Genomic DNA, 7,111 nt, shown 5'->3' on the forward strand with positions numbered 1-7,111 from the left:
GTATAATCTTCATAGTCCTGCTTTTCTTGTAAAAAAGCTTCATATTTTTTATTGATTTCATCCAGAACTTTTGCTGCATAGACTGCTTTTTCCTGGGCTGCAACTTCTAATGGCCTATTGCCTCCACAGCAAAAATCTATATTATATGCCATAAATATATCTGCCGCTGCAGGATAAATTGATACTATATCTCCCACCTTATCGTTAATATTGAACTTTGCCATATTATAGAAACCTCCTCAATATCATTTGCTTATAAATATTTTAACCATAAATTATTGTTTTCGCTGTAACAATTATCACAAAATTTACTAATTCTTTAATAATATTCTTTGTTATTGATAATAATTATTGTATGTGATATTATTTAATGTAACCAAAAATTGTTATTAATTTTAGAAGTGGTAAGGAGTGAGAATATGGGATTTAAGGTAACAGATAAAGTCACCTGGGTAGGAAAAATAGACTGGGGACTTCGTACTTTCCATGGTGATGAGTACTCTACCCATAGAGGTTCGTCATATAATGCTTATCTGATCAGAGACAAAAAAAATGTGCTTATTGATACTGTGTGGCAGCCCTTTGCGAAAGAGTTTGTAGATGAGTTGAAAAAAGAAATCGACTTGGAGGACATAGATTATATTGTAATAAATCACGGGGAAATAGACCACAGCGGTGCTTTAACTGAGCTAATGAGATATATACCCAATACACCTATTTACTGCACAGCTAATGCTGTAAAGTCTCTAAAGGGTCATTATCATCAGGATTGGAACTTCGTAACAGTTAAAACCGGTGATGTGCTGGACATTGGTGAAAGCAAATTAACATTTGTTGAAGCAAGGATGCTTCATTGGCCAGATACAATGTTTACCTACATGTCAGGAGAAAATATACTCTTCAGTAACGACGGATTTGGCCAACACTTGGCTGCAGATCCATTGTTCAATGATGTAGTTGACCAGGCAGAATTGTTTAATGAGTGTATGAAATATTACGCCAATATATTAACACCCTTCAGCAATTTTGTAACCAAAAAGATTGAAGAGGTATTGAGTTTCAATCTTCCTTTAGATATGATTTGCCCCAGCCATGGTGTCATATGGAGAAAAGATCCGACACAGATAGTCAATAAATACATGGAGTGGGCTAATGGATATCAGGAAAATCAGATAAGCATAATATATGACACCATGTGGAATGGTACCAGAAGAATGGCCGAATACATAGGTGAAGGCATAAGAGAAGCAGATAAGGATGTGACTATAAAGCTGTTCAATGCAGCGGATACAGATAAGAATGACATATTGTTAGAAGTATTCAAATCAAAAGCCATAATGGTAGGCTGCCCAACCATCAATAAAGGCATGTCCTTTGCAACTGCAGGAATACTGGAAATGATAAGGGGCTTATCTTTCAAGAATAAAAAGGGAGCTGGATTTGGCGCTTATGGTTGGAGCGGTGAATCTCCAAAGATGATCAGCGAAGAGCTTTTCAAAGCTGGATTTGAAGTAGTCAGCGAACCGCTGAAAGAACTATGGTATCCTAATGAAGAAGCATTAAGCAGATGTAAAGAGTTTGGAAGAATTTTCGTAGAAAAGATTAAATAACTTAAAGCAAAAGAGTAAACGGATTCTCCGCTTACTCTTTTGCTTTCTTACCTGTTATATGCTCAATTTCTATCTTGACTACCTTTGCCTTATCGAAATCACTTTCTATGTACTTTTTCCCACTTTCTATGTAATTCGGTGAGTACTTTTTAATTATTTCTAGCAATGCTTCTTTTTTCTCATTGTCATCTTCCACTAGGCTTGCAATTCCGAATAAAACGACACTTTCATATTTTGTGCTGAAATTTTTGGATATTATTTCACTTTCACCTACTGCACAAAAGGAAACTTTACTATTTTCCATTATGTTATCTAATTTATGACCAGTGGTTGCACAATGAAAATAAAGAAAACCATCCTTATATGCATAATTTACAGGCACTCCATAGGGATAACCATCGCTTCCTATGGTTGAGACTATACCATACTCACATTTTTTCAGCAATTCCAAAGCTGCTGCCTCATCCATGGCCTTATCCATTCTTCTCATCTTTCTAAACATAATATCACCCCTTACATTTATTATATTATATAACATCAAATTCTTCCATTTGATTTACCATATCTATATAAACCTTGCATTATTACAGTGAACATAAATAAGCAAGCTGTTGCATGACCTAGGCCCTGCAACAGCTCTTCTTACTCCTACTGCTTCACAAATACTACATTTATTGCCTTCATAAGAGCATTAACATTGTCCCCTTTTCTGAAACCTACTTCATCTAAACTTTCTTTCGTCATCACGGACGTAGGAACTGGTGAAATTTTATATTATTTTTGTCAGGCCAAGTAATATTATTCATGAAAGCAGTTCTATTAGCATCTTCGAAATTATCGCATTTAGTTAAAGATAATTCAATTAAATTGTTTATTTAAAGCTATTTCTAAAAGAGCTTCCTTATTATTTAACTCCGGACTCTCTATAACCATATCCAATAATTCATTCAATATCTTTCCTATTTCTATACCTGGATTGAATCCCGATTTTATCAAATCCTCTCCGTTAATAGCCAAGTCTTTTATATTAATAGGCTCATTATTGTTGATAATTTCCTTCACTGTATTCTCCATCTCCAGAACATTATCAATAAGTTCCGGTTTGTTTTTACACATGGCATCTGCTTTTTGAAGGCTTAATAAGTCAAATATATTATCCTTTCCTATATCACCTATCAATCTCTTTATTCTATCTCTTTCACTGGGTTTGTAATGTCTCATATGATGCTCCACCAACAACGAAACCTTTCTGATTATCTTATTGGAGCTTTTAAACCTCTTTAGGGTTTGAAGGGCAATCTCAACACCCTTTTTATCATGACCATAAAAATGTCCTACACCTTCAATATCCTCGGTATAGCAATAGGGTTTACCGATATCATGAAAAAGAGCAGCCAGACGAATATGCAAAACATTAGGAGTATGCTCCAAAACGCACATTGTATGCTGATATACATCCATATCATGATAAGGATTATTCTGCCAAAATCCGATAGTCATCAACATCTCCGGAAAAACAAAATCTAAAAGACCTGTATCTAACAATAGGGCCATACCGTATGAAGGATGCTTCCCTCCGAGCATTCTGAAAAATTCTTCCCTTACCCTTTCCATACTTATATTTTCAATGGTAGCAGCTAGGTTCTTTATGGCTTCCAATGTTTCATCATCAATTGTAAAACTTAGATTCGAGGCAAATCTCACGGCTCTCATCATCCTCAGCCCATCCTCTGAAAATCTATGCAACGGATTTCCCACAGCCCTTATTATCTCTCTACCAATATCTTCAACTCCACCATAGGGATCAATGATACCTTTTATAGGATTCCATGCCATAGAGTTAATGGTAAAGTCTCTCCTGCTCAAGTCATCTTCTATATTATCTCCAAAGCTCACCCAATCAGGATGACGGCCATCACTGTAACCGCCTTCGCATCGAAATGTGGTAACTTCAACTTTACCATCATCGCCTACTACTGTCACTGTACCATATTTTTCTCCAGTATTTACAACTGTTTTGTCGTTGAATATTCTCATTACTTCACCAGGCAAAGCTGAGGTTGCTACATCCCAATCCTTGGGCTGCTTTTTCAGTAGTATATCCCTTATACATCCACCAACAATATAAGCTTCATATCCATTATCTATTAATCTGCTCAATATACCTCTTACATAATGAGGAATATCAAATTTCATGTGTTCAGCTCCTTGTATCCATAATGACATATAGCTATATAGAAAAGGCTCATTTTCCCGGGAAATATGTCGCATAATTATGTATACAAAAGGCAGCAGGCACGAAGCCAACTGCCCATGTTAGAAATCACTTTCCCTTATAAATATTTTACCATAATAACCTGGTTAATCAAATATTGTTACTCTTTTAACTTAAACAACTATTTCATATTTTCAGCTATTTTATCCCAATGGTTTTTAACTTCCTCTGTAAGTTTAAAACCATTATTCTTTATCAATTCATAGTACTTCTTCAAGACCTGAGAAAGTTCGCTATCCTTTGCAATGACTTTTTCATAGGCTGCTTTTGCCTCATCATTCATCATATTATCCTCATAATCAAATAATGGAGTGTTATCTAAACCATATATTGCAAAAGTCACATATTTTTTATACAGTGCTTTTATTTCTTCGAGCTTTACTGACTCATTGTGTTCATTTAAAAATTTCTCCTGATTGAAAGCCCTTTCAAAAAGCTCATCCCAGCTTATTACCAAAGCTGCATCCTTTGCAGGAGTTTTATCTGACTCCACAGCCATGATGTTTATATAGTCTTTCATATCTTCAGTAACATAAACTGAATACTTTTCATAGAACCCATAATCTATTATTGGGAAAAATGAGCCTTCTGCTGTCTCTACCTTGTAGCCTAGTTCTTCAGTCTCTTTAAGAAGAGCCTTTACTTCTGCATTTTCCATATTCTCAGACTTAAGTTTTTTTAAATCAAATTCTGGCTCAAAGGCTTCAAATAATATGGTTTGATTTTCAGTAGTATAATATTTATCCTCTAACTGATTTAAGTAATCTTTTTGCAATTCTTCCAATTTTATAATAAGCTTTGTTGCATTTTCCTGAGACAATAATTCAATATTCTCATCAACAAATGAAATATATTCTGATATATTTATTTCCTTGTTTATCATATTTTCATATTCTTTCATAACATTCTGTTGTTTAGTTTCATCTGTTTCTGTTCCAATACTTGGCTTCTCAGTAATGTCCGGCTTATTTACCAAAGCACAACCCGAACTGAAAGATATAGTTAAAACCAATACTGCTGCAACTAATATTTTTTTGTTTATCACAATATAACCTCCTCATGCATTAACACATTTATTTATTAGACGAGCAAAAATGGCTTTTTTCTTTTTGAGAATTGATGAATTATTTAACAGCTGCTTTTTTGAAAAGAAAAATCATATTTGCAAATAATAATCTAGACTATATTAAATATTGTGAAAGGTGGCATACCTTCATATGAATAATCAATTAAAGAAAATAACATTGACTTTTATAATAGCTATCCCAATACTACTTATTGCTTGTAACAGAGTTAATGTTAATAGAACCGTTAATAATGCTATTGAATCTAATAAACAAGAAGTTGATGAACATAACGAAATAGTTGTTCAAAATGAGTCCTCCATACAGGAATCAGCTGGTAAAAATACAGATTATGAACTGAGCAAAGAATCAGGTATAATAAATAAAAACTTACTGATCGTTGGAATTGATGCCAGAAAAAATGAACCAGCCAGGGCAGATACTATTATACTTATCAATATGAGAAATGATAAGGTTAATTTTATCTCTGTCCCAAGAGATACTCTTGTTAAATTAGGGAAAAGGGGAAATCAGAAGATTAATGCATCCTATGCCTACGGAGGTATAGACTTGTGCATAGCCTCTGTAGAGAAATTGCTAGACACAAAGATTGACAACTACCTTGTCTTCAATTTTAAGGCTATACAAAAAGGAGTAGATGCTTTAGGAGGATTTACAGTAACGATACCAAAGACCATAAAAATCAGAGATCCGGAGCTGAAAAAATGCTTTACATTAAAAAAAGGAGATATTAAACTAAATGGAATTCAAACTCTGGAGTACTTAAGATATAGGAGTGATGGTCGAGGAGATATAGGCAGGATATACAGACAGCAGGAATTTATAAAGGATTTGCAGGAAAGCTTTTTGAAATTAGAGAATGTACCTCTCATACCAAGAGCATATTTGGCAATAAAGGATGAAATCAAAACCGATTTGAACGCCTCTCACATGGCATCATATTTTATAAGCGGTTATAGGCTGAGAAATAATTTTGAATATTATACATTGGAAGGATATAACAAAATGATTGATAAGGTCTCTTACTACGTACTTTATAAAAACAGCATAAAAAAAATAAAAGAAGTGCTAAAATAACATATATAATATAAATAGCATTCATAATGGGAAATAATATTACATGGGACACTATGAATGCTATTTATGTTTTGAGCTTTTCAGATATTTATTCAATTACATAACATATTCGTTCATTGCGCATTCAATAAAACATATAAATATGCCCAGCATCCATATTTACATAATGGATTATCCTCGTTATACTTTATCTTGTATAACCAAATATCTTGATTTTTTTAGGATGGATAATATGTATAAGAATATATTTATAACAGGTAACATAAAAGTGGGAAAAAGCACTTTGCTTAACCATGTCATAAAAAGACTAAAGGGAAGATTCTCAGGTTTTAAAACTTTGCCAACAATGATTGGTGAACTCCGATCTGGATTTGTAATAGTTCCATGGACACATAATGAAAAGCAACTTCCGGATCAATACATAGCTAAGCATTTGGCTGACGGTAACTGGGTCATATTTCCAAATATTTTTGATACCATTGGTTCAAAAATATTGGAAGATTGTCTTGATGAAAAGCCTAACCTTATTATAATGGATGAATTAGGCTTTTTTGAATCCAATTCCCCCATCTTTCAAAATAAAATCATTCAATGCCTTGATTCTCCCATACCAGTTCTTGGAGTGATCAAGCCTATGGATAATATATTTCTCAACAGCATAAGAAACAGAAAAGATGTTCTTGTGCTAGAGATTGATAAAGATAATAGATCTGAACAATGCAAGCTTCTTGAGGAGCTATTAAGGAAAATGATCCATCTAACAAATTTCGGGGAGCATGTCTCCCTCTAGAGGATTCTTTATTCATCAAGAAAATCTTCATTTCTCTCTCCTTCCAAAACATGTATAATTGCTGTATTTTCTTCGATATCTGTCTTAGTTATCTCTATTTTTGTCCACTCCCCTATAACTGGATCTTTTTGATCCTTTACAAATTCTTTAAAATTCTCCTCATCTATATGAATGTTTATGTTCACTTCCATAAAAACCCTTTCCAGTTTTACGATATCGTACTTGGCACATATCTTCTTTAGTTCGTTATATATTCCTTTGATTAGACATATAT

The 7,111-nt window shown here is 33.6% G+C and carries 8 protein-coding genes; 3 read left to right on the forward strand and 5 right to left on the reverse strand.

Annotated features, from left to right (window positions below; translation table 11 throughout):
• On the reverse strand, positions 1–224 hold a 224-nt coding region (locus ACESM9_RS13280; protein WP_372999574.1), incomplete at its 3' end, for a DUF542 domain-containing protein.
• A 195-nt stretch (positions 225–419) separates the two neighbouring features.
• Between ACESM9_RS13280 and ACESM9_RS13285 the strand changes: the two genes are divergently transcribed.
• Positions 420–1,610: an anaerobic nitric oxide reductase flavorubredoxin gene (locus ACESM9_RS13285; protein WP_372999577.1), complete on the forward strand. Its 1,191-nt coding sequence runs from the start codon at positions 420–422 to the stop codon at positions 1,608–1,610.
• A gap of 31 nt (positions 1,611–1,641) precedes the next feature.
• Here the strand turns inward: ACESM9_RS13285 and ACESM9_RS13290 are convergent, their stop codons facing one another.
• From ACESM9_RS13290 to ACESM9_RS13300, 3 genes are all read right to left on the reverse strand, one after another.
• Positions 1,642–2,112 carry a pyridoxamine 5'-phosphate oxidase family protein gene (locus ACESM9_RS13290; RefSeq protein WP_372999580.1) on the reverse strand — a complete coding sequence of 157 codons (471 nt, stop codon included), beginning with the start codon at positions 2,110–2,112 and terminating at the stop codon, positions 1,642–1,644.
• A gap of 356 nt (positions 2,113–2,468) precedes the next feature.
• Entirely contained in the window at positions 2,469–3,806 is a 1,338-nt protein-coding gene (locus ACESM9_RS13295) for a CCA tRNA nucleotidyltransferase (protein ID WP_372999583.1), read from the reverse strand.
• Between the two features lie 200 nt (positions 3,807–4,006).
• Entirely contained in the window at positions 4,007–4,930 is a 924-nt protein-coding gene (locus tag ACESM9_RS13300) for a hypothetical protein (RefSeq protein WP_372999586.1), read from the reverse strand.
• 172 nt (positions 4,931–5,102) lie between these two features.
• Between ACESM9_RS13300 and ACESM9_RS13305 the strand changes: the two genes are divergently transcribed.
• The gene (locus tag ACESM9_RS13305) at positions 5,103–6,047 is read left to right on the forward strand and encodes an LCP family protein (protein ID WP_372999589.1); all 945 of its coding nucleotides are present in this window, start codon (positions 5,103–5,105) and stop codon (positions 6,045–6,047) included.
• Between the two features lie 232 nt (positions 6,048–6,279).
• Positions 6,280–6,837, forward strand: a complete 558-nt coding sequence (locus ACESM9_RS13310) for a nucleoside-triphosphatase (RefSeq protein ID WP_372999592.1) — start codon at positions 6,280–6,282, stop codon at positions 6,835–6,837.
• Positions 6,838–6,845: 8 nt separating this feature from the next.
• On the opposite strand, the gene ACESM9_RS13315 is transcribed toward ACESM9_RS13310, so the two are convergent.
• A partial coding sequence (locus tag ACESM9_RS13315; protein WP_372999595.1) for a hypothetical protein occupies positions 6,846–7,111 on the reverse strand: 266 nt, incomplete at its 5' end.

It is taken from the genome of Lutispora sp., assembly GCF_041687175.1.
GTDB lineage: Bacteria > Bacillota > Clostridia > Lutisporales > Lutisporaceae > Lutispora.

What these genes read in the sequence shown, in the direction of transcription:
- ACESM9_RS13295 (WP_372999583.1), bottom strand. Translation starts at nt 3,806, where the DNA reads ATGAAATTTGATATTCCTCATTATGTAAGAGGTATATTGAGCAGATTA.
- ACESM9_RS13310 (WP_372999592.1), top strand. Translation starts at nt 6,280, where the DNA reads ATGTATAAGAATATATTTATAACAGGTAACATAAAAGTGGGAAAAAGC.
- ACESM9_RS13285 (WP_372999577.1), top strand. Translation starts at nt 420, where the DNA reads ATGGGATTTAAGGTAACAGATAAAGTCACCTGGGTAGGAAAAATAGAC.
- ACESM9_RS13305 (WP_372999589.1), top strand. Translation starts at nt 5,103, where the DNA reads ATGAATAATCAATTAAAGAAAATAACATTGACTTTTATAATAGCTATC.
- ACESM9_RS13290 (WP_372999580.1), bottom strand. Translation starts at nt 2,112, where the DNA reads ATGTTTAGAAAGATGAGAAGAATGGATAAGGCCATGGATGAGGCAGCA.